The organism is Cupriavidus basilensis (genome assembly GCF_000832305.1).
Classification (GTDB): domain Bacteria; phylum Pseudomonadota; class Gammaproteobacteria; order Burkholderiales; family Burkholderiaceae; genus Cupriavidus; species Cupriavidus basilensis_F.
Genome location: NZ_CP010537.1, coordinates 1,368,947 through 1,395,542, shown reverse-complemented (window position 1 = coordinate 1,395,542; position 26,596 = coordinate 1,368,947). Strand labels below are relative to the sequence as shown.

At 66.2% G+C, this 26,596-nt stretch carries 20 protein-coding genes; 11 read left to right on the top strand and 9 right to left on the bottom strand.

Annotated features, from left to right (window positions below):
* Positions 1-156: 156 nt before the first annotated feature.
* The 5 genes from RR42_RS26915 (at position 157) to RR42_RS26895 (ending at position 7,760) form a co-directional block, all read left to right on the top strand.
* Positions 157-1,878: an AMP-binding protein gene (locus RR42_RS26915; RefSeq protein ID WP_043354489.1), complete on the top strand. Its 1,722-nt coding sequence runs from the start codon at positions 157-159 to the stop codon at positions 1,876-1,878.
* Between the two features lie 78 nt (positions 1,879-1,956).
* Positions 1,957-3,138: an isovaleryl-CoA dehydrogenase gene (locus RR42_RS26910; protein WP_043354487.1), complete on the top strand. Its 1,182-nt coding sequence runs from the start codon at positions 1,957-1,959 to the stop codon at positions 3,136-3,138.
* Between the two features lie 68 nt (positions 3,139-3,206).
* Positions 3,207-4,814, top strand: coding sequence for a carboxyl transferase domain-containing protein (locus RR42_RS26905; protein WP_043354485.1), 1,608 nt, complete (start codon positions 3,207-3,209; stop codon positions 4,812-4,814).
* 50 nt (positions 4,815-4,864) lie between these two features.
* Positions 4,865-5,653 (top strand): enoyl-CoA hydratase/isomerase family protein, encoded by a 789-nt coding sequence (locus tag RR42_RS26900; protein ID WP_043358015.1) that lies wholly within the window; start codon positions 4,865-4,867, stop codon positions 5,651-5,653.
* An 82-nt stretch (positions 5,654-5,735) separates the two neighbouring features.
* Entirely contained in the window at positions 5,736-7,760 is a 2,025-nt protein-coding gene (locus RR42_RS26895) for an acetyl/propionyl/methylcrotonyl-CoA carboxylase subunit alpha (RefSeq protein ID WP_043354483.1), read from the top strand.
* Between the two features lie 109 nt (positions 7,761-7,869).
* Here RR42_RS26895 and RR42_RS26890 read toward each other — a convergent pair whose 3' ends face one another.
* Positions 7,870-8,775, bottom strand: a complete 906-nt coding sequence (locus tag RR42_RS26890) for a MurR/RpiR family transcriptional regulator (protein WP_043358013.1) — start codon at positions 8,773-8,775, stop codon at positions 7,870-7,872.
* 135 nt (positions 8,776-8,910) lie between these two features.
* Between RR42_RS26890 and RR42_RS26885 the strand changes: the two genes are divergently transcribed.
* Both RR42_RS26885 and RR42_RS26880 read left to right on the top strand, forming a co-directional pair.
* On the top strand, positions 8,911-10,065 hold the full coding sequence (locus tag RR42_RS26885) for a M20 family metallopeptidase (RefSeq protein WP_043358011.1): 1,155 nt from the start codon (positions 8,911-8,913) through the stop codon (positions 10,063-10,065).
* Between the two features lie 51 nt (positions 10,066-10,116).
* On the top strand, positions 10,117-11,124 hold the full coding sequence (locus tag RR42_RS26880; RefSeq protein ID WP_043354481.1) for a Bug family tripartite tricarboxylate transporter substrate binding protein: 1,008 nt from the start codon (positions 10,117-10,119) through the stop codon (positions 11,122-11,124).
* Between the two features lie 35 nt (positions 11,125-11,159).
* On the opposite strand, the gene RR42_RS26875 is transcribed toward RR42_RS26880, so the two are convergent.
* Positions 11,160-12,098: a LysR family transcriptional regulator gene (locus tag RR42_RS26875; RefSeq protein ID WP_063778490.1), complete on the bottom strand. Its 939-nt coding sequence runs from the start codon at positions 12,096-12,098 to the stop codon at positions 11,160-11,162.
* Between the two features lie 330 nt (positions 12,099-12,428).
* Here RR42_RS26875 and RR42_RS26870 point away from each other — a divergent pair, with 330 nt between their 5' ends.
* Positions 12,429-13,205, top strand: a complete 777-nt coding sequence (locus RR42_RS26870; protein ID WP_052494993.1) for a class I SAM-dependent methyltransferase — start codon at positions 12,429-12,431, stop codon at positions 13,203-13,205.
* A 389-nt stretch (positions 13,206-13,594) separates the two neighbouring features.
* Positions 13,595-14,197, top strand: a complete 603-nt coding sequence (locus tag RR42_RS26865; protein ID WP_043358006.1) for a methyltransferase family protein — start codon at positions 13,595-13,597, stop codon at positions 14,195-14,197.
* Between the two features lie 73 nt (positions 14,198-14,270).
* On the opposite strand, the gene bglX is transcribed toward RR42_RS26865, so the two are convergent.
* The gene (gene bglX, locus RR42_RS26860; protein WP_043354479.1) at positions 14,271-16,559 is read right to left on the bottom strand and encodes a beta-glucosidase BglX; all 2,289 of its coding nucleotides are present in this window, start codon (positions 16,557-16,559) and stop codon (positions 14,271-14,273) included.
* Between the two features lie 247 nt (positions 16,560-16,806).
* Here bglX and RR42_RS26855 point away from each other — a divergent pair, with 247 nt between their 5' ends.
* Positions 16,807-18,348: a glucan biosynthesis protein G gene (locus RR42_RS26855; protein ID WP_043358004.1), complete on the top strand. Its 1,542-nt coding sequence runs from the start codon at positions 16,807-16,809 to the stop codon at positions 18,346-18,348.
* Positions 18,349-18,425: 77 nt separating this feature from the next.
* Here RR42_RS26855 and RR42_RS26850 read toward each other — a convergent pair whose 3' ends face one another.
* Positions 18,426-19,769 carry an aspartate aminotransferase family protein gene (locus RR42_RS26850; RefSeq protein ID WP_043354477.1) on the bottom strand — a complete coding sequence of 448 codons (1,344 nt, stop codon included), beginning with the start codon at positions 19,767-19,769 and terminating at the stop codon, positions 18,426-18,428.
* 29 nt (positions 19,770-19,798) lie between these two features.
* The gene (locus RR42_RS26845; protein WP_043354475.1) at positions 19,799-21,265 is read right to left on the bottom strand and encodes an N-acyl-D-amino-acid deacylase family protein; all 1,467 of its coding nucleotides are present in this window, start codon (positions 21,263-21,265) and stop codon (positions 19,799-19,801) included.
* Positions 21,266-21,598: 333 nt separating this feature from the next.
* On the opposite strand from RR42_RS26845, the gene RR42_RS26840 reads away from it, so the two are divergent.
* Entirely contained in the window at positions 21,599-22,492 is an 894-nt protein-coding gene (locus RR42_RS26840; RefSeq protein ID WP_043354473.1) for a MurR/RpiR family transcriptional regulator, read from the top strand.
* A 17-nt stretch (positions 22,493-22,509) separates the two neighbouring features.
* Here RR42_RS26840 and RR42_RS26835 read toward each other — a convergent pair whose 3' ends face one another.
* From RR42_RS26835 to RR42_RS26820, 4 genes are read right to left on the bottom strand one after another with little or no spacing between them, the layout of a single operon-like run.
* On the bottom strand, positions 22,510-23,892 hold the full coding sequence (locus tag RR42_RS26835; RefSeq protein WP_043354471.1) for an AtzE family amidohydrolase: 1,383 nt from the start codon (positions 23,890-23,892) through the stop codon (positions 22,510-22,512).
* Positions 23,882-24,079, bottom strand: a complete 198-nt coding sequence (locus tag RR42_RS26830; protein ID WP_158408318.1) for a hypothetical protein — start codon at positions 24,077-24,079, stop codon at positions 23,882-23,884. Before RR42_RS26830 ends, RR42_RS26835 begins: the two co-directional genes overlap by 11 nt.
* Positions 24,080-24,086: 7 nt before the next feature.
* Positions 24,087-25,421, bottom strand: coding sequence for an MFS transporter (locus RR42_RS26825; RefSeq protein WP_052494992.1), 1,335 nt, complete (start codon positions 25,419-25,421; stop codon positions 24,087-24,089).
* 23 nt (positions 25,422-25,444) lie between these two features.
* Entirely contained in the window at positions 25,445-26,320 is an 876-nt protein-coding gene (locus RR42_RS26820; RefSeq protein ID WP_043354467.1) for a glutamate/aspartate ABC transporter substrate-binding protein, read from the bottom strand.
* Positions 26,321-26,596: the final 276 nt, after the last annotated feature.

Genomic DNA, 26,596 nt, shown 5'->3' with positions numbered 1-26,596 from the left:
CTTTTCCAGTCAACGCCACTGCCCCGATGCGACATAGAATGCGACAAGGGCCAGAATATATGCGCACTCCCCGACTTGAGCTACACTCAACAAAGTTGAATAAACCTCAAGAAACCGGGATACGGACAATATTGCGACAGCGCTTTGGAGACGAGTATGACGATGCAGGGTGCGGCTAGCCCAACGATCTTGCCCATTGGCGGGCTCTCCCATGTCAGGGGCAGTACCGACATTCCCTTGTCCGAGCTGACGGTGCCGGCGCTGCTAGCCGAAACCGTAGCGCGCTTCCCGGATCGCGAGGCGGTGGTGTTTCGCGAGCAGGGCATCCGCTGGAGCTGGCGGGAATTTGCACAGGTGGTGGATGCCATGGCCGGGGGCTTGCGCCTGCTGGGCCTGGAGCGCGGGGACCGCATCGGCATCTGGTCGCCGAACCGGGTGGAGTGGCTGGTGACGCAGTTCGCCACCGCACGCCTTGGGCTGGTGCTGGTGAACATCAATCCGGCTTACCGCCTGGCGGAGCTGGAATACGCGCTGAACAAGGTGGGCTGCAAGGCGATCGTGGCGGCGGAGTCGTTCAAGACGTCGCGCTACCTGGAAATGCTGCAGACGCTGGCGCCGGAGCTGAAAAGCTGCGAGCCGGGCACGCTGCAGGCAGCGCGCCTGCCCGCGCTGCGCTGGGTGATCCGCATGGGCGCAGAGCGCACGCCGGGCATGCTGAACTACGATGCGCTGCTCGCCCATGGCACGCATGCCCTCACCAGCGAGCTGGACGCGCTCACCGCGCAGCTGGACCGCTACGACCCGATCAATATCCAGTTCACCAGCGGCACCACCGGCGCGCCCAAGGGCGCCACGCTGACGCACCGGAACATCGTCAATAACGCACGCTTCATCGCCATGGCGATGCGCTTCTCCGAGCAGGACAAGCTGTGCATCCCGGTGCCGTTCTATCACTGCTTCGGCATGGTGCTGGCCGTGCTGGCCTGCGTCTCCACCGGCGCCTGCATGGTGTTCCCCGGCGAGGCGTTCGAGCCGGCGGCAACCATGGCGGCGGTCAGCGAGGAGCGCTGCACGGCCTTGCACGGCGTGCCGACCATGTTTATCGCCCAGCTGGATCATCCGGATTTTGCCAAGTACGACTTCTCCACGCTGCGCACCGGGATCATGGCTGGCTCGCCCTGCCCCATCGAGACGATGAAACGCGTGATCTCGCAGATGCACATGGCGCAAGTGACGATCGCCTACGGCATGACCGAGACCAGCCCGGTTTCCTTCCAGAGTTCCACCACCGATCCGCTCGACAAGCGCGTGACCACCGTGGGGCAGATCCAGCCGCATCTTGAGGTCAAGCTGGTGGACGGCACAGGCGAGATCGTGCCCGTTGGCGAAAAGGGCGAGCTGTGCACGCGCGGCTACTCGGTGATGCAAGGCTATTGGGACGACGAACCTCGCACCCGCGAGGCGATCCGCGATGGCTGGATGCACACGGGTGACCTCGCCACCATCGATGCCGAGGGTTACTGCAACATCGTCGGCCGCGTGAAGGACATGCTGATCCGCGGCGGCGAGAACGTCTACCCCCGCGAAATCGAGGAATTCCTGTTCCGCCACCCGAAGGTGCAGGCCGTGCAGGTGTTTGGCGTGCCCGACCCCAAGTACGGCGAGGAAGTCTGCGCGTGGATCGTGCTCAAGCCGGGCGATACGGCCACCGAGGACGATATCCGCGCCTTCTGCCGCGACCAGATCGCGCACTACAAGATTCCGCGCTACATCCGCTTTGTCGACGAAATGCCCATGACTATTACCGGCAAGGTGCAGAAGTTCGTGATGCGCGAGCGCATGACGCTGGAACTGGGGCTTGGCGACAAGACCACGTGACGACCCAACCGAAATCCCATCCGACATCGGGCCGCCGCCTGCCGCGGCCGTATTCCACTAGATAACGAGCACTCAACCATGAACGAACTCCCCGGCCTCAATTTCCACCTCGGCGAAGACATCGACATGCTGCGCGAAACCGTGCGCAACTGGGCGCAGGCCGAACTGGCGCCGCGCGCGGCCGAGATCGACCGCACCGACCAGTTCCCGATGGACGCCTGGAAGAAGATGGGCGACCTCGGCGTGCTCGGCATCACGGTGGCGGAGGAATACGGCGGCGCCAATATGGGCTACCTGGCCCACATGATCGCCATGGAAGAAATCAGCCGCGCCTCGGCATCGGTCGGCTTGTCGTACGGCGCGCACTCCAACCTGTGCGTCAACCAGATCCACCGCAACGGCACCGCCGCGCAAAAGGCCAGGTACCTGCCCAAGCTGGTCAGCGGCGACTGGATCGGCGCGCTGGCCATGAGCGAGCCCAACGCCGGCTCCGACGTGGTGAGCATGAAGCTGCGCGCGGACTTCAAGGGCGACCACTACGTGCTCAACGGCACCAAGATGTGGATCACCAACGGCCCGGATTGCGATGTGCTGGTGGTCTACGCCAAGACCGAGCCGGACCTTGGCGCGCGCGGCATGACCGCCTTTATCGTCGAGAAGGGCATGAAGGGTTTCTCGGTGGCGCAGAAGCTGGACAAGCTCGGCATGCGCGGCTCGCACACGGGCGAACTGGTGTTCCAGGACGTGGAAGTGCCAGTGGAAAACATCCTCGGCGGCGAGAACCTGGGCGCCAAGGTGCTGATGAGCGGCCTGGACTATGAGCGCGCGGTGCTCTCCGGCGGCCCGGTGGGCATCATGCAAGCGTGCATGGATGTCATCACGCCGTATATCCACGACCGCAAGCAGTTCGGCCAGAGCATCGGCGAGTTCCAGCTGATCCAGGGCAAGGTGGCCGACATGTACACCACCTTGCAGGCAGCGCGCAGCTACCTGTACACGGTGGGCAAGAACCTGGATTCCCTGGGCAAGGACCACGTGCGCCAGGTGCGCAAGGACTGCGCCGCGGTGATTCTCTATACCGCCGAGAAGGCCACCTGGATGGCCGGCGAATCCGTGCAGATCCTGGGCGGCAACGGCTATATCAACGAGTACCCGGTGGGCCGCCTGTGGCGCGACGCCAAGCTCTACGAGATCGGCGCCGGCACCTCGGAAATCCGCCGCATGCTGATCGGGCGCGAGCTCTACGCCGAAACGGCCTGAGTATCCAGCCGACGCCCCCGCGCCCACAGCACAAGCCACAAGAACAAAGACCCGAGATCCGACACCTTATGCCCACGCTCGAAACCAAACTCAATGCGCGCTCGGAATCCTTCCGCGCCAATGCCGACGCCATGCAGGCGCTGGTCGTCGACCTCAAGGCAAAGATCGCCAGGCTGGCGCAAGGCGGCGGCGACGAAGCCCGCGCCAAGCACCTTGGGCGCGGCAAGCTGCTGCCGCGCGAGCGTGTGCAGCAACTACTGGATCCGGGCACACCGTTCCTGGAACTGTCGCAGCTCGCCGCCTACGACATGTACGACAATGCCGCGCCCGGCGCAGGCATCATCACCGGCATCGGCAGCGTGGCCGGGCAGGAATGCGTGATCGTCTGCAACGACGCGACCGTCAAGGGCGGCACCTACTACCCGCTCACTGTGCGCAAGCACCTGCGCGCGCAAGAGATCGCCGAGCAGAACAACCTCCCCTGCATCTACCTGGTGGACTCGGGCGGCGCCAACCTGCCTAACCAGGATGACGTGTTCCCGGACCGCGACCACTTTGGCCGCATCTTCTACAACCAGGCCAACCTGTCCAAGCAAGGCATTCCGCAGATCGCGGTGGTGATGGGTTCGTGCACGGCCGGCGGCGCCTATGTGCCGGCCATGAGCGATGAGTCGATCATCGTCAAGAACCAGGGCACCATCTTCCTGGGCGGCCCGCCGCTGGTGAAGGCCGCCACTGGCGAGGAAGTCACCGCCGAAGACCTGGGCGGCGCCGATGTGCACACGCGCCTGTCGGGCGTGGCCGATTACTTTGCGCAGAACGACGCGCATGCGCTGTCGCTGGCGCGCAATATCGTGCAGCACCTGAACCGCCGCAAGCCGGACCAGATCCGCCTGCACGAGCCGCTGCCCCCGCGCTATCCGGTGGAGGAGCTGTACGGCGTGATCCCTACCGACACGCGCAAGCCCTATGACGTGCGCGAGGTCATTGCGCGCATCGTGGACGACTCGGACTTCGACGAGTTCAAGGCGCGCTACGGCACCACGCTGGTGTGCGGCTTTGCGCGGATCTGGGGCTATCCGGTGGGCATCATCGCCAACAACGGCATCCTGTTCTCGGAGTCGGCGCTCAAGGGCGCGCACTTTATCGAACTGTGCTGCCAGCGCAAGATCCCGCTGGTGTTCCTGCAGAACATCACCGGCTTCATGGTGGGGCGCAAGTACGAGAACGAAGGCATTGCCCGCAACGGCGCCAAGATGGTGACGGCGGTGGCGACCGCGCAGGTACCCAAGTTCACGGTGATCATCGGCGGCTCGTTTGGCGCGGGCAACTACGGCATGTGCGGGCGCGCTTACTCGCCGCGCTTCCTGTGGATGTGGCCGAACGCACGGATCTCGGTGATGGGCGGCGAGCAGGCGGCCAGCGTGCTGGCCACCGTGCGCCGCGACGGCATCGAGGCCAAGGGCGGCAGCTGGAGCGCAGAGGACGAGGACAAGTTCAAGCAACCGATCCGCGACCAGTACGAGCACCAGGGCCACCCCTACTACGCCAGCGCGCGGCTGTGGGACGACGGCGTGATCGATCCCGCGCAAACCCGCACGGTGCTGGGCCTGGGCCTGTCGGCGAGCCTCAACGCGCCCATCGGCGAGATGAAGTTCGGCGTGTTCCGCATGTGATGGCAAGCGCCCCGGATAACAGATCGCACCGCACCGTACAGGACACCAACATGGAATTCACCACGCTTACCGTCACGGCCGCGCAGCACGTGGCCACCGTCACGCTGAACCGGCCGGACGTGCGCAACGCCTTCAACGAAACCGTGATCGCTGAGCTCACCGGTGCGTTCCGCGCACTCGGCAGCGAACCCACGGTGCGCGCCATCGTGCTGGCGGGCAATGGCCCGGCCTTCTGCGCCGGCGCCGACCTGAACTGGATGAAGAAGATGGCCGGCTACTCGCATGACGAGAACCGGTCCGACGCGCTCACGCTGGCGCAGATGCTGCACACCATCTGGGCCTGCCCCAAGCCGGTGATCGCGCGCATCCACGGCGACACCTATGCAGGCGGCGTGGGCCTGGTTGCCGCCTGCGACATCGCCGTGGCCGCGCAGACGGTGAATTTCTGCCTCTCGGAGGCACGCCTGGGCTTGCTGCCCGCCACCATCAGCCCCTATGTGATCCGCGCCATGGGCGAGCAGGCGGCGCGGCGCTACTTCATCACGGCCGAGCGCTTCGGTGCGGCCGAAGCGCTGCGGCTGGGCTTTGTGCATGAGGTGGTGCCGGGCGACATGCTGGATGCCAAGGTGAGCGAGATCGCCGCCGCGCTGGTGGCCAACAGCCCCAATGCCGTGCGCGAGAGCAAGCGGCTGGTGCAGGAAGTGTCCGGCCGCGCCATCGACGATGCGCTGCTGGCCGACACCGCAGAGCGCATTGCCGCGATCCGCGCGTCGGACGAAGGCCGCGAAGGGGTGCGCTCCTTCCTGGAGAAGCGCTCGCCGTCCTGGCGTCCTGCCTGAGCCAGGGTACCCAGCCAATCATGCGCATCCGCCGCGCGGCCACCGCAGCCGCGCCGCCAGAACCAGAAAACGAGGAACAGTCATGTTCAACAAGATCCTGATCGCCAATCGCGGCGAAATCGCCTGCCGCGTGGCAGCCACCTGCCGCCGCCTCGGCATCCGCACGGTAGCCGTCTACTCCGACGCCGACGCCGACGCGCGCCACGTGGCGCTATGCGACGAGGCCGTGCATATCGGCGGCGCGCCGGCGCGCGACAGCTACCTGCGCGGCGACCACATCATCGAGATGGCCAAGGCCACCGGCGCGCAGGCCATCCATCCCGGCTACGGCTTCCTCTCCGAGAACGACGGCTTTGCCGAGGCCTGCGCCGAAGCCGGCCTCGTCTTCATCGGCCCGCCGGCATCCAGCATCCGCGCCATGGGCAGCAAGAGCGCGGCCAAGCGTCTGATGGAGGCGGCCGCGGTACCGCTGGTGCCCGGCTACCACGGCGAGGATCAGGAGCCGGCCCTGCTGCGCCGCGAAGCCGACCGCATCGGCTACCCCGTACTGCTCAAGGCCAGCGCCGGCGGCGGCGGCAAGGGCATGCGCGTGGTGGAAGCCAGCGAAGGCTTCGAAGCCGCGCTGGCTTCCGTGCAGCGCGAGGCCAGTGCCAGCTTCGGCGACGACCGCGTGCTGGTCGAGAAATACCTGACCCGCCCCCGCCACATCGAAATCCAGGTCTTTGCCGATACGCACGGCAACTGCGTCTACCTGTTCGAGCGCGACTGCTCCGTGCAGCGCCGCCACCAGAAGGTGCTGGAAGAAGCGCCGGCCCCCGGCATGAGCGAGGAACGCCGGCGCGCGATGGGCGAAGCCGCCGTGGCCGCCGCGCAGGCGGTGGGCTACGTGGGCGCGGGTACGGTGGAGTTCATCGCCAACCAGGACGGCTCGTTCTACTTCATGGAGATGAACACCCGCTTGCAGGTGGAGCACCCGGTCACCGAGATGATCACCGGGCAGGACCTGGTGGAGTGGCAGCTGCGCGTGGCCGCGGGCGAGCCGCTGCCGCTCAGGCAAGATCAGCTTCAAATCCACGGCCACGCACTGGAAGCCCGCGTCTACGCCGAAAACCCCGACAAGGGCTTCCTGCCCTCCACCGGCACGCTGCGTTACCTGCGCACACCGGCAGCGGTCACGTTCGCGCTGGGCCAGGACGGCAACGGCCCGGCCGGCGTGCGCATCGACTCCGGCGTGCGCGAGGGCGACACCATCAGCCCGTACTACGACCCCATGATCGCCAAGCTGATCGTGTGGGGCCGCGACCGCGAGGAAGCGCTGGCGCGCATGGCGCAGGCACTGGCCGAGTATCACGTGGTGGGCCTGTCGACCAATATCGCCTTCCTGCAGCGGCTGGTGACCTCGCAGGCGTTCCGCACGGCGGATCTCGACACCGGCCTGATCGAGCGCAACCAGGCAGCACTGTTTCCCCCGCCCGCGAAGGTGGGCACCGAAGTCATCGCGCTGGCGGTAGCGGCGCTGGTGGATGCGGATACCCGCGCGCGCCGCGTGGACCCGGCCGACGCGCATTCGCCCTGGCAGAACGCCGGCGCATGGCGCCTGAACGCAGACGCCACCAGCCAGTTCCGCCTGCGCACCGGCGAAGGCGAAACGTTGGCCAGCCTGCGCAGCGATGGCGGCAAGCAATGGCTGACGGTAGGCGAGCAAACCCTGCCCTTGCGCGTCACTAGCCTGGCCGGCAGCCATGCGCTGGACCTGGGCGAGCGCACCGTCAAGGGCAGCACCTATATCGAAGGCGACGCGCTCTACGTGTTCAGCGGCAAGCAGCAAACCCGGCTGGAAGTCATCGACCCGCTGGCCCATGCGGGCAGCGCCGATGCCGAGGGCGGCAAGCTGGTGGCGCCGATGCCGGGCCGCATCATCGCGGTGATGGTCAAGGCCGGCACGGTCATTGGCAAGGGCGATCCGCTGATCGTGATGGAAGCCATGAAAATGGAGCACACCCTGACCGCGCCGGCCGACGGCGTGGTGCAGGAGGTGCTTTACGGTATCGGCGACCAGGTGCAGGATGGGGCGCAGCTGGTCACGCTGGAAGATGTGGCGGCGTGATTTTTTGGAGGGCTGCTTGTTGCCCCGCGTCAGCGGGACAACAAGCAGAAAGATCGTACCCAGACCTATCTCCCTGACCACGCGGATCGCCGGCCGCTCCGGCTCCGCCCTATCCCCGCCGCAAACCCTCGACAGGATCCGACTCAAAGGCCGCCCATAGCGCATCGCGCCGTTGCAGCGCCTTGATGACGGCTGGCTGGCGCAATTGCGCGACCGCCGAGACCAGCGCATTGCACAGGAAGAAGGCCGCCGTATAAGAGTCGAAAGGCGACGCATTGGCCGTGCGCACCAACAGATGGTGATCCGACAGCGGCACTAGTGGCGCGGCCGGACTGTCGCAGATCGCGATCACGCGCGCACCGCGTTCGCGGAAGGCGCGCGCGATGCTCACCGGTGCGCTGGAATACCGCCGGATACTGAAAGTCAGCAGCACATCCTCGGGCTCCACCCACAGCATGGCATCCGTGGCCGTCACCGCGCCCGCACCCAGTTCCTGGACCTGTGGCCGGCACATATTCAGATGCAGCGCCAGCCATGCGCCCACGGGCGCACTGTTTTTCTGCGCCAGCACGAACAGCCGGCCGCGCGGCTCGGCCAGCAGGCGCGCGATCGCCTCGAAGGCGGCCATGTCCAGCCCTTCGTGGGTGGCCGCCAGGTTGTGCTGGTCGTGCAGCAGCGCGTCGTCCACGCAGGCGCGCAGGGTGCGCTTGCCACCGATCGTGGCCGGCGCGCGCTGGCCGGCAGTGGGCAGGAGCGCCGTCACGCTGGCCCGTGCCTCGCGCTGGGCATCGCCATAGCTGGCATAGCCCAGCTTGGCGAACAGCCGCACCACCGTGGAAGCGCTCGTGCCGTGCTGGGCAGCCAGCGCGGTGGCCGATTCCAGCAGCGCATGCGGATAGTCGCGGCCCAGCGCATCGGCCAAGGTGCGCTCGCGGGCGGTCAGCGTGGCCGCCTCGCGCGCCAGGCGCTCGAGCAAGGTAGCGTCACGCGAGGGAGTCTCCGGAGCCTGTTTCATGGTGTTGACACGTTGCAATGCGTATTGCATGATCATATCACTTTTGCAATACACGATTCACTCCCACACGAAGCAAGGAGCAAGCGGTATATGGCGGACCACGCAGCTATGGCGGACCACGCAGCGGAAAGCGACATGCATGCCCAGGCGGCAAGCGGGGTGATCGATTGGCTGGGCGGCCAGCAGGCTGAAATGCAGGCGCTCCTGCAGCGCATCGTCGACATCGACAGCGGCAGCCGGCAGGAAGCCGGCGTGACGGCCGTGGCGCAGGTCCTGCGCGCGCACCTGGAGGCCGCCGGCATTGCGGTCACGCTGCATGCCGTGCCCGGCTTTGGCGTGTGCCTGGATGCGCTGGTGCCCGGTGCCGGCGATGGCGATGGCGCGCCAGTCCTGCTGATGGGCCATATGGACACCGTGTTCCCCGCCGGCACGGCCGCACGCCGCCCCTTCCGCGTGGAGGATGGGCTTGCCTACGGGCCCGGCGTGGCCGACATGAAATCCGGCCTCGTCATGAATGTGTTCGTGGCCGAGGCCCTGGCGCGCTGCGGCGGCAACGCCTTGCCGGTGCGACTGTTCTTCTCCTGCGACGAGGAGATCGGCTCCGGCGCCACCCGCGAACGGATCATGGACGTAGCGCGCGGCGCGCGCGCCGTGTTCAACGCCGAGCCCGGCCGCGTCAGCGGCAACCTGGTCACAGAGCGCAAGGGGTCGATGGTGGTGGAGTTCGAGGTGGAGGGCGTGGCCGCGCACGCCGGGGTCAACCATGCCCAGGGCGCCAGCGCCATCGATGCGCTTGCACGCAAGATCCTGGCGCTGCATGCGCTGACCGACGCCGAGCAGGGCATCACCACCAATGTGGGCTGTGTGAAGGGCGGCATCGTGCCCAATATGGTGGCGCCACTGGCGCAGGCCGAGCTCGACGTGCGCTTTACCGCCGACACGGACATCGAAGCGCTGGTCGAGCAGGTGCGCGCGATCATCGAGGCCGAATCGCTGCCGCGTACCAAGGGCAGGATCACAGAGATGCGCCGCACCCGGCCGATGACCCAGACGCCCGCGGACCTGCTGGCGCTGTACCAGCGCGGCGCGCAGCACCTGGGCTTCTCGGTAGACGGCGAATTCACCGGCGGTGCAGCCGATAGCGGGCTCACGTCCTCGGTGGGCACGCCCACGCTGTGCGGCACCGGCCCGGTGGGCGGCCATGCGCACACCGTGCGCGAGTACTCCGAGCTTGCCACGTTCGTGCCGCGCGCGCAGGCGGTGGCGCTGGCCATCCTCGCACTGCGCTGAGCCAGGGCACTGCCCCCGCACCCGATTTCTAACTACCGTCACCACACTGCCATGCCGAACGTGCCATTCTCCCGCCGCCATTTCCTCCGCACCGGCCTCAGCGTAGCCGCGCTCGCGTGTGCCGCGCCGCTGGCCGCGCAAGCGCAAGCACAGGGCGCCTATCCCTCGCGCCCCATCACGCTGGTGGTGCCCTTCCCGCCCGGTGGTTCGGTGGACATCATGGCCCGCCAGTACTCGGAGCCGCTGTCGCGCATCCTGGGCGTGCCGGTGGTCGTCGACAACCGCCCGGGCGCGGGCGGCTCGGTCGCCACGCAATCGGTGGCGCGCAGCAAGCCCGATGGCTATACGCTGGTGGTGTCCTCCCAGAGCAGCCACCTGGCCAACCCGCTGACCCAGCCAAAGCTGGGCTATGACCCGATCAAGGATTTCGAGAACATCGCCATCCTGGGCCGCCAGCCCAACGCCCTGGTGGTGCATTCAAGCCTGCCGGTGCGCACGTTCGCGGAGTTCCTGGCCTACGCGAAGAAGAACCCGGGCAAGCTCGACTACGGCAGCGGCGGCGTTGGCAGCATGGGCCAGCTGAATGTGGAAATGCTCAAGGCCAGCACCGGCATCTACGCCACGCACATCCCCTATCGTGGCGGCACGCACCTGATCACGGCCGTGCTGAGCAATGAGGTCCAGTTCATCCTCGACAACCTGGTCATCATGCTGCCCTACATCAAGGAAGGAAAGGTACGTGCGCTGGCGGTGGCTTCCGAGCAGCGCCTGCCGCAGCTGCCCGACGTGCCGACCATGGCCGAGCTGGGCTACCCGCAGCTCAACCTGAGTTCCTGGACGGGCATTGCCGCGCCTGCCGGCACGCCCGAGCCGGTGGTGCAGAAGCTCTACCAGGCGGTGCGCCAGGCCGCCAGCGACCCCGCCATGCAGACGGCGCTGCGCGCGCGCGGCGTGTTCCCGCCCGAGGAGATGGCACCGGCCGCCTTCGAACGCATGATGGCCGACCGGATGGTGCGCTACGGCGAAGTGGTCCGCAAGGCCAAGATTTCCGCGGATTGAGGGCGCGGGATTGAGGGCGAGGGACTAGAGCGTGGCTAAGGCTTGACGGTGGCCGCCCCGCCCTTGGCTTCCATGCCGCCCGTTGCAGCCGCTCCGCCCGCGCGCAGCATGTCGATGACGAGCTGCATGGCGGGCGTGGGCGGGCGGCTCTTGCGCAGCACCAGCCCGTAAGGCGCAAGCCGGCCGTGCAAGGCTACCGGCAGCGTGGCGATCATCTTCAGGTCCTCGTAGTAGCGGGCCACCGAGGTGGGCAGCACGGCGAGCATGTCGGACTCGCGCAGCACGGACAGCGTGGTGAGGATCGACGAGGTCTCCACCGTGCTCACCGGCGGCGGCACGCGATTCTCGCGGAAGGTCTGGTCGATGATCTGGCGCATCGGGCTGGGGTGCGGCTGGATGATCCACGCGTACTCCGTCAGCGCGGCCAGCTTCAGCTTGCCGCGCTCCGCCGCCGGATGCCCCACGCGGGTGACGATCGACAGCGCCTCCTCCCCCAGCGTCTCGAACGACAACTCCTCCGATGGCCAGCCATCGGGGATGCGGCCCAGCACGATATCGATCTGGTCCTGCTGCAGCGCGTGCACCAGCACGTCGCTGGTATCGATCTGCACGATGATGTGCAAGCGCGGATGCGCCTGCTTGAGCTTGACGATCACGTGGGTGAGCAGGTCCGGCGCCGGCGCCATCACCGCGCCCACGCGCACCTTGCCCACATCGCCGGCCTGGATGGCGACAAGCTCCTCGCGCAGTTCATCCATGTCGGCAAAGACCACCCGCGCGTAACGCATCACCGCCTTGCCCGATACCGTCGGGTCCAGCCCGCGCGCGTGGCGTGTAAAGAGCGATACGCCGAGCACGTCTTCCAGTTCCTGCAGGGACTTGGTAGCGGCAGGCTGGGTCAGGGCCAGCCCTTCAGCCGCCTGGCGCAGCGAGGGCGACTCCGAGAGCGCCAGCATCAGTTGCAGGTGCCGCATGCGAAGGCGCTTGCGGATGGATGCGCTGGATGGGATCGATGGGACCGATGGAATGCTCACCGCGATAATCTCCGAGAATAGGCGGGTCGTGATTTCCGCTATCTTGCTTATCGCGAATTCTCGCACAGCGCGGGTGGCAACAAGCATGAGGCCGCGTCAGGCGGTTGCCGCACTTCCTGCACGCGGCGGCACCTGCCCAAGCCCCTATTCCTATCGATTTCGCCTCATTTCGACGCATTTAGCCTCACATTCCGGGCTTGCGAAGGGGTTTTCGGGCATACTGGCCGATTCCCTCCTATTGCGAAGCCGGCGTTCTGGCTTCCCCCCTCGATGCCCGGCTACCAAACCAAGCAAGAGAGCATCGCCGTGACCGGCGTCGCCGACCTGGTCATTCGCTCCTTGCTGGACAAGCAGCAGTACTCCGATCCCCTCGGCGAAGCCGAACGCATGGGCATTTCTTCCGCCATGTGGCCGCTGTTCGGGCTGCTGTGGCCATCCGGTGCGCACCTGGCCGCGCGCATGGCGCTGCGGCCGGTGGACCCCACCGAGCGGGTGCTGGAAATCGGCTGCGGGCTGGGGCTGGCCAGCCTGGTGGGGCACCGCAGGGGTGCCGACGTGACCGCCAGCGACTGCCATCCGATGGCCGCCGCCTTCCTCGCGGAGAACGTACGCCTGAATGGCCTCGCGCCAATGAAGTACCGGCACGGACACTGGAGCGCCGCGGAGCACGAGCAGCATGCCCCTGCTGGCGCCGGCCCCTTCCCCGCCGCCGACGTCCACGGCCATTTCGACCTGATCATCGGCAGCGACCTGCTCTACGAGCGCGATGCCAATGCCAACCTCGCCCACTTTATCGGGCGCCATGCCAGCCCCACGGTCGAGATCTGGATCATTGATCCCGACCGCGGCAACCGGCCCGCCTTCAACCGGCAGATGGCCGAGCAGGGTTTCGCGATGCGCGAGGAAAAGCTCGACCGCGTGGCCACGGCCGGCATCGATGCCTACAAGGGCCGCCTGCTGGTCTACCGCTGGGCAGCGCCGATGCCGCCCGCACCGCTGCTGGAAGCAGCACACGTCGCAACCATGGCGACGATCGCACTACACTGATTCAACGCGTCGGCAGGCATGTCGCACACCAGCATGTGCCCCGGCGCAAATTGCGATTTTTCTTGGCGGCTTGCCTTGGGTGGATTGGTCCGCCCCCCCTGACACGCGCAACGCAACGCAAAGCAATCGTCCCCCCTCGTTAGGGGGATATGGGTTGCACCCGTATCCCGGCGTAATCTCTCCTCACGATTGGCACGCTGAATCCATCCGACGCGGCATGATGATGTCCCGCCCGGGTCGTGCAGGCTTGCCTTATAAAAACGGAGAGGTATCAGGGAATGCATAACGATAGCGACGCAAAGTCGCGTAGCGCCAGTAGCGCCAATCGGGTCAATGCGCGCAACGGCGGTGGATTCTCTATCAGGTTCATCCGGCCGCAAGTGCGTGAGATGGTGATGGAGGTATCCGCGCGCGTGTGCGTCGTCCTGCTGCTGAGCGTGTTCGCCTATAGCGCGTACGCGCAGTGGCGCCTGGCGCCCGAGCGCATCACCTTGCTGCTGCTTGTGGTTGCCACGGTGCTGACCGTCGGCTTGTCGCTGTTCTCGCGCATCCCCGAAAAGCGCGACATGCGCCCCTTGAGCTTTGTGATGTCGATTGGCGGCAGCTTCTACTATCTCGGGATCGAGCTCGACCCCGGCGTTCGCCTTGTCCCCGAGACAGTCGGCGCCACGCTGGAAATCACCGGCATCCTGTTCCAGCTATTCGCCAAGCTATCGCTGCGCGGCTCCTTCGGCATCCTGCCCGCCAATCGCGGCGTGGTGTCGCGCGGCGCGTACCGGCTCGTGCGCCACCCCATCTATCTGAGCTACCTGGTGACAGACCTTGGCTTCCTGCTGGCCAACTTCGGCTGGCGCAATGCCCTGCTCTACGGCGGCCTCTATGCCTTGCAAACGGGCCGGATGTTCAGGGAAGAACAACTCCTGGGCCAGGATCCCGCCTATCGCGCGTATCAGGCCAATGTGCGATATCGCGTCATTCCCGGGGTGTTCTAGCACGCGGCAGGGATGACCCTGCCGGCAGCGTCGGCGCGCAATCAACGCACGTTCCCAAGCCCTCACCTCCCCCCTACTGCAACACGAAGCCCTGCTCCCGCACCGCCTGCGAATCCAGCCCGATCTGCACCTTGAATTCCCCCGGCTCGGCGGCGTATTCCAGTTTGGCGTTGAAGAACTTCAGCTTGTCCTCATCGAGGGAAAAACGCACGACGCGCTCCTCGCCTGCCTTGAGCATGAGCTTGTGGAAGTCCTTCAGCTCCTTCACCGGCCGCACCACGGAAGCGGCAACGTCCTGGATATAGAGCTGGACCACGGTTTCGCCATCGCGCTGCCCGGTGTTCTTCACCGTCACGCTCGCCTCGATGCGGCCACCGCGCGGCATGGTGGGGCTCGATAGCGTGATACCGGACACGCCGAAGTCCGTATAGCTCAGTCCGTAGCCGAACGGGTACAGCGGGCCGGACGTTTCCTCGAAGTATTGCGAGGTGTAGTTTGGCGGCTGGCCAGGCACAAACGGGCGCCCGATACGCAGCTGGTTGTAGTAGGTGGGGATCTGCCCGAGCGAGCGCGGGAAGGAAACGGGCAGCTTGCCCGAAGGGTTGTAGTCGCCGAACAGCACGTCGGCAATGGCATGGCCGCCTTCGGTGCCGGCGTACCAGGTCTCGAGCACGGCGTCGGCGTTGTCCTTCACCCAGTTGATGGTGAGCGGGCGGCCGTTCATCAGCACCACCACCATCGGCTTGCCGGTGGTCTTGAGCGCCTTGAGCAGCGTCTCCTGGCTGCCCGGCAGCGACAAGGTGGTACGACTCGAGGCCTCATGCGACATGCCGCGCGACTCGCCCACGGCCACCACGATCACGTCGGCGCCGCGCGCTGCCGCCACGGCTTCGGCGATCATGTCCCCCGGGGCACGCTTGTCCTGGACAATCTCGGGCTTGTCCCAGTTCATGAAGTTCAGGTACCTGACCACGCCAGCGTCGTCGGTCACGTTCGCGCCGCGGGCATAGGCCACGCGGCCATTGCCGCCGAGCGCGTCGCGCACGCCTTGGAGCAGCGTCACCGTCTGCCCGGATTTGCCGGCGGCAGACCAGCTCCCCATGGTGTCGATGGGCGCATCGGCCAGCGGCCCGACGACCGCGACCGTGCCGGACTTCTTCAGCGGCAGCGTGCGCTCGCGGTTCTCGAGCAGCACCAGCGACTGGCGCGCCGCGGCGCGTGCGGCCTCCCGGTGCAGTCGGCCCGGCGCGTCGACGTCAGCCGGGTCCTGCTCGGCGGCGCCGATGCGCTTGAAGGGGTCCTGGAACAGTCCCAGGTCGTACTTGGCGCCCAGTATCTCGCGCACCGCATCGTCAATGACGCGCATGGGCACTTCGCCGGATTTCACCAGTTCGGGCAGGTGATCCCGGTAAGCGGAGTCGTGCATGCTCATGTCGACGCCGGCCGTGATGGCGAGTTTGGCGGACTCGCGCGCATCCTTGGCCACGCCATGCTTGGTCAGTTCGTCGATGGCCCCGTGGTCGCTCACCGTGATGCCCTTGAAGCCCCAGGTCTTGCGCAGCAGGTCACGCAACAGCCATGTGTTGGATGTGGCCGGCACGCCGTTGATCGAGTTCAGCGCGATCATGACGCCGCCGCCGCCGGCATCGACGCCGGCGCGGTATGGCGGCAGGTAGTCCTGGTACATGCGCAGCGGGCTCATGTCGACCGTGTTGTAGTCGCGCCCGCCTTCCACCGCGCCGTACAGCGCGAAGTGCTTGACCACCGCCATCACGCTATCCGCGTTGGCCAGGGAGGTTCCCTGAAAGCCCCTGACGCTGGCCTGCGCGCACAGCGAGACCAGGTACGGATCCTCGCCAAACCCTTCCGACGTGCGCCCCCAGCGCGGATCGCGCGAGATGTCGACCATCGGCGCGAAGGTCATGTCGAGGCCATCCGCGCTGGCTTCGATGGCTGAGATGCGCGCGCTCTGCGCCACCGTTTCCATGTCCCAGCTCGATGCCAGGCCCAGGCTGATCGGGAAGATGGTGCGATGCCCGTGCACCACGTCGTAGGCGAAGAAAATGGGGATCTTCAGGCGGCTGCGCTCCACCGCCGCTTGCTGCATCGGCCGGTTGTCCTTGCGCGTCACCGAGTTGAACGTGCCGCCTACCCGGCCCGCCGCGATCTCCTTGAGCAACTGGGGCTGGGGCATGTCCTCGCCGATGCTGATCAGGCGCAATTGCCCGATCTTCTCCTCCAGCGTCATCCGTCCGATGAGATCAGCGACGAAGGCATTCTTGTCGCCGGTGGCAGCCGGCGCGGTGCCGGCAAGCACCGGCGAACAAACCAGGCTGGCCGACAGGGCCAGCAAAGAGAGCATTCTCATCCGAGTGTGATCCAGGTGGCGCGGCAAGGTAGCTGCCCCGCGGGTGGTGCGCATTTCCGGCCTGACAGGCACGCGAAGCGAAATACGCTATCGTTTATCTTTCTGCACTGCGAGCGCAGTTTACCGCCACTACACTATCTGCTGCCGCCGCATGTGACGCGGCAGCCTTGCTTAACCTGTATTTCTGGAGAGATTCGTGGTTCTTGCCGTCATCGCCGCGTCGTTTCGTAACAAGATGCAAATGGCCTTGCCAACGCTGCTGGCCGCCGGGGCGCTGCTGGCGGGCGGCCAGGCCAGCGCGTTCTCCCTGGACGACGTAGTGCCCCGCGCCAAGACCCTGGCCGACAAGCCTTATGCCGCACCGGTCAGCAACCTGCCCCCGGTGTTCAGCCAGATGCAGTTTGCCGACTACATCAAGATCCAGCCCCAGCGCGACAACCTGGAGTGGAAGGACCAAGGCACGCCGTTCCGCCTGGGCTTCTACCACCAGGGCATGCAGTTCGGCAGCCCGGTACGCATCAACGAGATCGTGGGCGGCGCGGTCCATGAGATCCGGTACGACCCCGCGCGCTTTGACTTCGGCGACCTGAAGCTGGACAAGTCCGCGACCGGCAAGCTCGGCTATGCCGGGTTCCGGGTGCTCTACCCGATCAACCGGGCCGGCAAGCTCGACGAGATCATGAGCGTGCTGGGCGCCAGCTACTTCAGGGTCATCGGCAAGAACCAGGTCTATGGCCTGTCCAGCCGCGGCCTGGCCATCGATACCGGGCTGCCCGTCGCAGAGGAGTTTCCGGCCTTCCGCGAGTTCTGGATCGAGCGGCCGGATCCACAGGACAAGCACCTGGTGTTCTATGCCCTGCTGGATTCCCAGCGTGCCACCGGCGCCTACCGCTTCGATCTCTACCCCGGCGAGGATGCGGTCCTCAAGGTGCAGGCGCGCATTTTCCTGCGTGGCCCCGTCGCCAAGCTCGGCGTGGCGCCGCTGACCAGCATGTTCCTGTTCGGGCCGAACCAGCAGCGCGACCAGTACAACTTCCGCCCGGCCCTGCACGACTCCAACGGCCTTGCCATCCATACCGGCAGCGGCGAATGGCTGTGGCGCCCGCTGAACAATCCGCGCAACCTCGCCATCAGCACCTTCCAGGTCACCAGCCCCAAGGGCTTCGGCCTGCTCCAGCGGGGCCGCGAGTTTTCCTCGTATGAAGACCTGAAGGACCGTTATGACCTGCGGCCAAGCGCCTGGATCGAGCCCCAGGGCGACTGGGGCAAGGGCAAGGTCGAGCTGGTGGAAATCCCCACGCCCGACGAGACCAACGACAACATCGTCGCCTTCTGGACGCCGGACCAGCTGCCGCCCAAGGGCCAGCCCCTGAAGGCGGACTACACGATGCACTGGACCCTTGACGAGCGCGCCCTGATGGACAAGGACCTGGCCTCGGTCAAGCAGACGCTGCGCTCCGCGGGAGAAATCACGCAGGCCAACCTGATCCGCCACCTGGATGGCAGCACAGGCATCGTGGTCGACTTTGAAGGCCCTGTGCTGGCAAGCCTGCCCCCGGGCACGCAGATCGGCGCACAGGTCAGCGTGAGCGGCAACGCCGAGATCATCGACAGGGTGGTGGAACCCAATCCCGTCATCAAGGGCTGGCGGCTGAGCCTGCGGATCAAGGTCAAGGATCCGAAGCAGGTGGTGGAAATGCGCGCGGCGCTGGTGTCCGGCGACAAGACGCTGAGCGAGACGTGGAGCTACCAGATGCCGCCGTATTCGGTCGGCGGCAAATAGTACGGGCAATACGCAATACGCAATACGACCGCCTGTTGCGCCGTGCCGCCCCCCCGTCTTGCGCTTGGCGTCCCGGCTCAGGCGAGCGCGCCGCGGGTCGCCGGCATCACGGCCTGGACCGACGCGGCAAAGCGCTCGACGATGCGGTCGATATCCTGTGCCGAACAGATGAAAGGCGGCGCAAAGAGCACGTGGTCGCCCCGCATGCCATCCACGGTGCCCCCCATCGGATAGATCAGCAGCCCGTTTTGCATGGCGGTGGATTTGAGCCGGGCATGCATCTTCAGGGCCGGGTCCAGCGTCGCCTTGGTCTCGCGCTCAGCCACGAACTCCACACCGACAAAGAGACCACGGCCGCGGATGTCGCCAACGTTGGGGTGATCGCCCAGCGTTTCGCGCAGCCGGGCGCGCAGTTGCCCGCCGCGAGCCAGCACGTTCTCCAGCAGACAGTCCTCGGCGATGGTGCGCTGCACGGCCAGTGCCGCCGCGCAAGCGGTGGCATGCCCGATATACGTATGCCCATGCTGGAAGAAGCCGCTGCCGCCCACCACCGCGTCATAGATGCGGCTGCTCGATATCATGGCGCCGATCGGCTGATAGCCCGCGGCCAGGCCCTTGGCGATGGTCACGATATCGGGCACCACGCCGTCCTCCTCGCACGCGAACAGGTAGCCGGTGCGGCCCATGCCGGACATGATTTCGTCGAGGATCAGCAGCACGCCGTACTTGTCGCAGACGGCGCGAACGCGCCTGAGATAGTCCGCCACCGGCGGCACCGCGCCGGCGGTCGCGCCCACCACGGTCTCCGCCACGAACGCGGCGACGCTGTGCGGGCCAAGTTCGAGGATCTTGGCTTCAAGCTCGTCGGCCAGGCGCTGCGCGTACTGCTGGTCGGTCTCGCCCGCCTCCTGGTCCCGGTAGGCGTAGCACGGCGCCACATGGTGCGCCGGCACCAGCAGGGGCAGGAACGGCTCACGGCGCCATGCATTGCCGCCGATGGCCAGCGCCCCCAGCGTGTTGCCGTGGTAGCTCTGGCGGCGCGCGATGAAGTGGCGGCGCTGCGTTTGCCCGATCTCCACGAAATACTGCCGCGCCAGCTTCAACGCGGCCTCGACCGCCTCCGAGCCGCCCGAGACAAAGTAGACGTGGTTCAGATCGCCGGGCGCCGCTTGCGCCAGGGTGCGGGCCAGTTCTTCCGACACTTCGGTGGTGAAGAACGACGTATGCGCGTAGGCAAGCGAGTCGGCCTGCTGCTTGATCGCCTCGATCACCCTGGGATGCCCGTGGCCCAGGCAGGACACCGCGGCCCCGCCTGACGCGTCGATGTAGTGCTTGCCATTGCTGTCGACGAGCTCGATGCCCTTGCCGGCGACTGCCACGGCAAGCGTCTGGCGGGGATTGCGGTGGAATACGTGGGTCATGATGTCTGGTGTGAGAACAAAATATCGAATTAGGGACGCGGGCGGTGCGTGAGAACCTGGCCGGGAAATGCCGGGATAACGTGTGTGTCTTCCCACACGCGCTGGCCATTGACCCAGACGCCGTGGATGCCTTCGCTCAGGCGGATCGGATCCTCGAAGGTGGCGTGGTCCTGCACACGCTGCGCGTCGAACAGGACCAGGTCGGCGAACTGGCCGGCACGGACCAGCCCTCGATCCGTGAGTCCGTATTGCTCGGCGGCAAGCCCGGACATCTTGTGAACGGCTTGCTCAAGCGTCATCAGCCCGGACTCGCGCACCATCCGCGCAAGGATGCGCGGGAACGTGCCCCACTGGCGCGGATGGGGGCGTGGGTCGAACGGCAGCCCGTCCGAGCCAAAGATGGTCAGGGGAAAGCTGGCGATGCGCTCGACGTCCGCTTCATCCATGATGAAGTAGATGGCGGCGGCGGGCTTGAGCCGCTCCAGCAGGCCATGTTCGTCCAGCCCCAGCGTCTGCATGAGTTCCTGGAAATCCCGGCCGCCCGCTTCTGGATAGCCTTTGGACCAGGTGATCATGGTGCGCGTGGCTTGCCGTACGCGATCGAGCCGGAGCATCGTCGAGGTTGCGGGATAGGGATGGCAGTCCAGGCACAGCGGCTGCAGCCTGGAGGCTTTCTCCAGGATGGCCAGGGTCTCCACGGAGCGGCCGTGATTGCGCTTGCCTGCCACCTTGTGATGCGAGAAGACGATGCGGCAATCCAGCGCCCCGCCAATCCTGAGCGCCTCCTCGATGGAGGGCACGATATCGTCGGTCTCGTCGCGCAAGTGGGTGGAGTAGATGCCCCCGAATGCCCGCAGCGGCTCGCAGACCTGGATGATCTCCCGCTCCGTGGCGGCGGCGGCCGGCGGATAGAAGGTGCCAGTGGAGACGCCGAAGGCGCCTGCCTGCATGGCTTTTTCCACCTCCACGCGCATGGCGGCCACTTCGTCCGCATTGGCCTCGCGGCTCACGTCCGGCATAACCTTGACGCGCAGCGTGGAGTGGCCCAGCAACGGCACCACGTTCACGTTGGCCGGCTTGGCGCGCATGGCATCCAGCCAGTCGGCGAACTCGGCGAACCGGAACAGTTCCGCCGGCCCCATCAGATCCAGTGGCTGCGGCGGATCGCCGCTGACCAGCGGCGCCACGCTGATGCCGCAATTGCCTGTCACCACCGTGGTGATGCCCTGCGAGACCTTGGGCTCCATCTCCGGATGCACCAGCAGGTAGCCGTCGTCGTGCGTGTGGGAATCGATGAAGCCCGGCGCCAGCACGCGGCCCGTCGCGTCGATCACATCCCTGGCCCGCATGCCGGCGAGGTCGCCGACGGCAACGACCCGGCCGCCGGCGACGGCGACATCCGCGATCCGCCGCGGCGCGCCCGTGCCATCGACCAGCGTCGCGCGCCGAAACAGCAGATCCGCAATGCTGGCGGCTTCCATGGGTAATGCCGACATGACTTCTCTCCCCCGCTTACCGTGGTTTGATTCCCGCTTGTTTGACAACCTGCGCCCACCTTCCGGCCTCCCGGGCCGCAAAGCCGTAGCGCGCCCGCGCCCGGGACTGCCAACATCGCCTTCAAGGCTGGCGCTGCCAAAGAAGCGCTGCCGGCACCGGCGAAGTATATGAAAGCGCGCCCGGTTATGCAACATATGTTTCTTAAAAAATCAACGAGATTCACTCGATTCATTCCGCGTGAAGCCACGCCGACGCCACGTCCCGTGCAGCGGGTGATCAGTTGTGCAACAATCGTTACATCCATGTTGCATCCATCGATCAGGACACCGCCCATGCCTACCGAAGTCTCCATGCCGCCGCAGAGCCTGGATGAACTACTTGTTCATCTCCGGGAGAACTTCGCCACGCTCAGTACGCAGTTCCAGGGCGGGGCGCGCTACCTGCTCGATCATCCGCAGGAGATTCCCATCCTTTCCATGCGCAAGATCGCCGCGAATGCAGGTGTCCAGCCGGCCACCCTGGTGCGCCTGGCGCAGTTCCTTGGCTTCGAGGGCTGGCAGGGCCTGCGCGAGCTCTTTGTCGAGTCGATCCGCGGCGGCCCGCAGCCCTACGCCAAGCGTGCCAAGAAGCTGGTGCGCGAGAGCGGGTCAAGCCGGATGCTCACGGAAATGCTCGACGCCCAGCACCGCAACCTGGACCTGACCGGGGCCAACAATGCCGAGTCGATGCCGCAGGCTGCCGATCTGCTCAGCGCCGCGCCCAATGTGTATGTGGCGGGCTTTCGCTCGTGCTACCCCATCGCGTTCACCCTGCATTACGTGTATCGGCTGTTTCGCCCAACGGTGCACCTGATCCGTGGCGATGCGGGCACCCTCGAAATGGAGCTGCGCGCGCTGACGGCCAAGGATGCCGTGGTGGTCGTGAGCTTTGCGCCCTATTCGCAGGAAAGCATCCGCGTGGCCGATGCCGCGCGCGAGGCCGGCTGCCGCGTGGTGGCCCTGGCCGACAGCACCGTGGCGCCGATTGCCTTGCATGCCGATTGCACGCTGCTGTTCTCCATCGACAGCCCGTCGTTCTTTCCCTCCATCACGGCCGGCGTGGCTGCGGCGGAAGCCCTGGTCGAGCAGTTGCTCGCCAAGAAGGGCAAGGGCGCGATCAAAGCGCTCGAACTCGCCGAAGGCCAGTTGCACCAGACCGGCGCCTATGTCCCGGCCAGGCGGGGCTAGCTGGCCGGACATTCTGTCTAGGCGAGCTGGCTGCAGCCGGCCCGCGTATTGCGGCAAAGCCCTTGCGCCTCCAGGAACAACGCCGCCTCCAGGCACCGTGTTTCCTGCCACGGCGGCGCGATCAGCTGTACGCCGAGGGGCAGGCCGGCCACGGCGCAAGGCGCGGCGACCACGGGCAGCCCCGCCAGCGAGACAGGGCGCGTCAGGTGGCCGGCATCGGCGCGCGGCACGTAGGCCCGCTTGCCGCCGGCGATCTGCTCCGCCCCGATCAGGGGTGCCGCATACGGTGTGGTGCACGCCAGCAGCAGGTCGACCTCGTCGAACAGTGCCTCGAGCTTTTGGCGCCACGCGGCCTGGTAGGCCTTGGCCAACTGGTACCAGCCCTCGGGGATGGACAGGCCGGCCAGCATGCGCTGGCGCACAAAAGCGCTATAGCCAGGATGGCGCTCGGCGAATCCGCGCTGAACATGGTTGCGCCCGACTTCAAACGCGGAAATGATCGACGCGGCGTCGCGTGCAAGATCGGCTTCGGGCAGATCGATCTTTCGTACGGCATCAAACGCCGAGGCAACGCGCAGCACGGCGTCCTGGGCCTCGTCCTGCGCAAAATCGCCAAAGCCGGCTTGCAGAATCCCCACGCGCAGGCCAGCCATCGACACGCCGGCAGCCGGCGCCGGCTCGCCGGGTCTGGGTCCGGATCCGGGCCCTAGCATCGCGCGGTACGCCAATGCCAGCCCGGCCGCATCCGAGGCCATCGGACCCACCGCGTCCAGGCTCTCGGCATACGGAAAGCAGCCTTGCGCCGACATGCGGCCCGTGGTCGGCCGCAGGCCCCAGATGCCGCAGAACGATGCAGGCGCGCGAATGGACCCGTTGGTATCGGACCCGATGCCAATCGGTGCGATCCCGGCTGCAATCGCCGCGGCGGTGCCCGCCGACGATCCGCCCGCGATCCTGGCCGGATCCAGCGGATTGCGCACCGGTCCGCCGATCACGTTCTCGCCGGTAGCGCCGCAGGCATATTCGTCCATCTGTGTCAGCGCCACCGGGATCGCGCCGGCCGCCATCAACGCTTGCACCACGGCGGCGCTGCGGGTGGCGGGCGGCTCGTTCGCCCGCGCATGCGCGCCGGCAAGCGTCGCGTGACCTTCCACGTCCAGCAGGTTCTTGACGACGAAAGGCACGCCGGCCAGGGGGAGCGGGGCCTTGCCGGCGAGGCGGGCCGTATCACAGGCACCCGCGCCAACAACGGCCTCCCGCGCCAGCAACCGGGAGACACAGTTCAGCGACGCCACCTGCGCCGCCCTGGCAAGGCTGGCCCGAACCACGTCTTGCGCGCTAAGGCTGCCGGAGCGCAATTGCGCCGCAATGCCGGCCACGGACTGCAAATCAACCGCCATTGCCGCCCCCCACCCTGCTGCGCGCCTGCCCGCCTGCCAAGGCATTGGCAAGCCCCAGCGCCATGCCCTCCATGCCCTGCACCAGCGCCACGACAGCCTGGATATCCTCCGCCGAGACCGGGGGCAGGACTTTGCCAATGGCCGTATCGACGGCAGCCAGCAGTTCCGCCTGCGTCAGGCGTTGCATCGCCATCTCACACCTGCCGGTCGGACATGAGCGCGCGCGGAATGGCGAGGATCAGCACCGCGGCGATCAGCATCATGGCAGCCAGTGCCAGCACCCCCAGCGAGATGCTGCCGGTGGACTGCTTGATGCCACCCATGAGCACGGGGCCGATCAAGCCGGCGAGGCTGGCGGCGCTGTTGATCATGGCGATGCCGCCGGCGGCGGCCGTACCGGCCAGCACGCGGCCCGGCAGGCCCCAGAACATCGCCAGCGTCGCCATCAGGCCGGAGATGCCGATGGTCAGGAACACCATGGCCATGACGGTATTGTGCGCAAACAGCGTGCTGGCCCACATGGCCGCGGCCGCGACAAAGAGCGGGACGGCGGCATGCAGGCGCCGCTCGCCCACGCGCTGCGCATGCGCCGCGTTGCGGTTCATCACCACGCAGGCAACGCCGTACGGGATCGCCGTCAGCAGGGCAATCTCGAGGGGCGACTGCATGCCCGTGGACTGGATGATGGTCGGGAGCCAGAACACCAGGCCATAGTTGCCGATATTGAACAGCAGGCAAATGCCCATCAGCATCCACAGCACCGGGGACTTGAGCGCGGCCACGAAGCTCGTGTTCTTGCGGGCGTTTTCGGTGGATAGCGTGGTGGTGATCGCCGCCGCTTCCTCCCTGGTCAGCCACGGCGCGGTCTGAGGCGACTCCGGCAGCATCCTGAGCACGAGCAGGCCCAGCACGATCGCCGGCAACGCTTCGATCAGGAACATCCACTGCCAGCCCTGCAAGCCATGCAGGTCGTGCGTGCCGGACATCAACGCGCCGGAAATCGGCCCGCCCAGCACCATCCCCAGCGGCATCGCCAGGAACAGGATCGACATGATCTTCGACTGCCGGGCTGCCGGATACCATTTGTTCAGGTACATGACCGCGGCAGGGAAGAAGCCGGCTTCCGTCACGCCCAGCATGAAACGAGCGAAGTAGAACTCCGCTGGCGTGCTCACCAGCATGGTCGCGGCCGACACCAGGCCCCACATGATCATGATGGCAGCCATGCTCTTGCGCATGCCCAGCCGGTAGATCAGCAGGCTGCTGGGCACCTGGCAGAGCATGTAGCCCCAGAAGAAGATGCCGGCCCCGATGCCGTACACCACGTCGCTCAGCCCCAGCGCCTGCTGCATCTGCAGCTTGGCAAAGCCAACATTCACCCGATCCAGGTAGCTGAAGAAATAGCAAAGGACGATGAATGGCACGATGCGCCTGGTCACCTTGGCGAAGGCGGCGGCGTCCAGCGCGCTCTCGACGCGGGGCGCTTCTACCGCATCACCCAGGGTGGCGGCGTTCTTGACAACGGTCATGCTGGTCTCCTCCGGGTACGGGATTACTCAAACGCTTCGTCGCTGGGCTGGTCGTAAGCCTTCTTGACCGCGGCACTCATCGGGAACTCGAAATTGATGTTCTTTGGCGGCACCGGCTTGCTGAACCATTTGTCGTACAGGCCCTTGATCTCGCCGCTCTTCATCAGGCCGGTGATCACGCCATCGACCAGCTTCTTGAACTCGGGATCGTCCTTGCGCATCATGAAACCGTAGGCCTCGAACGATTGGGGCGTGCCGACCACTTCCCATTGCGCCGGGTTCGGCGCCAGCGTTTTCGCGCCCGACAGCAGCACGTCGTCCATCATGAAGGCAGAGACGCGGCCCGATTGCAGGATCAGGAACGACTCGCCGTAGTCCTTGGCGCTCTGGATGGTGATGTTGGCCTTCTTGTCGTCGTTGAGCTTGCGCAGGATCCGCTCGGACGTGGTGCCCGCGTTGGTGACCACGGTCTTGCCGCTGAGGTCCGGGAAGTCGTGGACCGGGCCGCCCCTCTTGACCAGCAGGCGCGTGCCGGCAACAAAGAAGGTGGTGGAGAACGCCACCTGCTGCTGGCGCGCTTTCAGGTTGGTGGTGACCCCGCACTCCAGGTCCACCGTGCCGTTCTGGACCAGGGATATGCGGTTCTGCGATGTGACCGGCACCATGCGCACGTCAAGCCTGGACAACCCTGCCTGCTTCTTGACCTCGGCCACCACCTTGTCGCAGATGTCCTGCGAGTAGCCGATCACCTTCTGGTTGCTGTCGTAGTAGGAAAACGGGATCGAGGTGGTGCGATGCCCGATGGTGATCGTTCCCGACTCCTTGATCCGGGCCAGTGTCGGGCTGGCAGCCACATCCGAGGCCTGGACCGCCCCCATGCCAAGCGTCGCTCCCAGCATTGCCAATCCGAGGCAGGTGGCTTTCACAGCTTTCATTTATCGCTCCTTGTTTAGCAGACATGCGACAGGCCATCGCGTTTGAATGGTATTCAATGAGCAACAACTGTTCCATCATGGATAACCATGAAACATATGTATTTTTTCTGGAAAAATGAAGTAACAGACGCATCGCGCACCAAATGAGGCGATACAAATGGTGCATGAGCGGCCTCGTTTTGAGGCAAGACGGAACCAGCAGGCTTGCGCAACCAGGCGTAGCATGGCGCGCTCGCCTCC

Bases quoted from the DNA above. Each gene is read 5' to 3' on its own strand.
- RR42_RS26915 (WP_043354489.1), top strand. From the start codon at position 157: ATGACGATGCAGGGTGCGGCTAGCCCAACGATCTTGCCCATTGGCGGG.
- RR42_RS26910 (WP_043354487.1), top strand. From the start codon at position 1,957: ATGAACGAACTCCCCGGCCTCAATTTCCACCTCGGCGAAGACATCGAC.
- RR42_RS26905 (WP_043354485.1), top strand. From the start codon at position 3,207: ATGCCCACGCTCGAAACCAAACTCAATGCGCGCTCGGAATCCTTCCGC.
- RR42_RS26900 (WP_043358015.1), top strand. From the start codon at position 4,865: ATGGAATTCACCACGCTTACCGTCACGGCCGCGCAGCACGTGGCCACC.
- RR42_RS26895 (WP_043354483.1), top strand. From the start codon at position 5,736: ATGTTCAACAAGATCCTGATCGCCAATCGCGGCGAAATCGCCTGCCGC.
- RR42_RS26890 (WP_043358013.1), bottom strand. From the start codon at position 8,775: ATGAAACAGGCTCCGGAGACTCCCTCGCGTGACGCTACCTTGCTCGAG.
- RR42_RS26885 (WP_043358011.1), top strand. From the start codon at position 8,911: ATGCATGCCCAGGCGGCAAGCGGGGTGATCGATTGGCTGGGCGGCCAG.
- RR42_RS26880 (WP_043354481.1), top strand. From the start codon at position 10,117: ATGCCGAACGTGCCATTCTCCCGCCGCCATTTCCTCCGCACCGGCCTC.
- RR42_RS26875 (WP_063778490.1), bottom strand. From the start codon at position 12,098: ATGCGGCACCTGCAACTGATGCTGGCGCTCTCGGAGTCGCCCTCGCTG.
- RR42_RS26870 (WP_052494993.1), top strand. From the start codon at position 12,429: ATGCCCGGCTACCAAACCAAGCAAGAGAGCATCGCCGTGACCGGCGTC.
- RR42_RS26865 (WP_043358006.1), top strand. From the start codon at position 13,595: ATGGTGATGGAGGTATCCGCGCGCGTGTGCGTCGTCCTGCTGCTGAGC.
- bglX (WP_043354479.1), bottom strand. From the start codon at position 16,559: ATGCTCTCTTTGCTGGCCCTGTCGGCCAGCCTGGTTTGTTCGCCGGTG.
- RR42_RS26855 (WP_043358004.1), top strand. From the start codon at position 16,807: ATGGCCTTGCCAACGCTGCTGGCCGCCGGGGCGCTGCTGGCGGGCGGC.
- RR42_RS26850 (WP_043354477.1), bottom strand. From the start codon at position 19,769: ATGACCCACGTATTCCACCGCAATCCCCGCCAGACGCTTGCCGTGGCA.
- RR42_RS26845 (WP_043354475.1), bottom strand. From the start codon at position 21,265: ATGTCGGCATTACCCATGGAAGCCGCCAGCATTGCGGATCTGCTGTTT.
- RR42_RS26840 (WP_043354473.1), top strand. From the start codon at position 21,599: ATGCCTACCGAAGTCTCCATGCCGCCGCAGAGCCTGGATGAACTACTT.
- RR42_RS26835 (WP_043354471.1), bottom strand. From the start codon at position 23,892: ATGGCGGTTGATTTGCAGTCCGTGGCCGGCATTGCGGCGCAATTGCGC.
- RR42_RS26830 (WP_158408318.1), bottom strand. From the start codon at position 24,079: ATGCAACGCCTGACGCAGGCGGAACTGCTGGCTGCCGTCGATACGGCC.
- RR42_RS26825 (WP_052494992.1), bottom strand. From the start codon at position 25,421: ATGACCGTTGTCAAGAACGCCGCCACCCTGGGTGATGCGGTAGAAGCG.
- RR42_RS26820 (WP_043354467.1), bottom strand. From the start codon at position 26,320: ATGCTGGGAGCGACGCTTGGCATGGGGGCGGTCCAGGCCTCGGATGTG.